The sequence below is a fragment of the Enterobacter sp. E14S genome, assembly GCF_055666685.1.
The window spans coordinates 1-267 of record NZ_JBVODQ010000037.1 but is presented as its reverse complement, the minus strand read 5'-3'; the positions used below and the strand labels follow the sequence as shown (position 1 = coordinate 267).

The 267-nt window shown below is 46.8% G+C and carries 1 rRNA gene; it reads right to left on the bottom strand.

The window, feature by feature from the left end:
• Positions 1-108 (bottom strand): 23S ribosomal RNA (locus ACZ6J2_RS21890); the annotation flags it as partial.
• Positions 109-267 lie beyond the last annotated feature (159 nt).

Below are 267 nucleotides of genomic sequence, written 5' to 3'. Positions count from 1 at the left end.
GCCGGGTCAAAGGTTCATATCACCTCGCCGGCGCTTTTCGCAGATTAGCACGTCCTTCATCGCCTCTGACTGCCAGGGCATCCACCGTGTACGCTTAGTCGCTTAACCTCACAACCCGAAGATGTTTCTTTCGATTCACCATCGACTTGCGAAAATTTGAGAGACTCGAACACACCATTAAAGATGTGTCGTTTCAATTTTCAGCTTGATCCAGATTTTTAAAGAGCAAAACTTCGCAGTGCACCTTTTCAGGTTCACTCTGAAGTT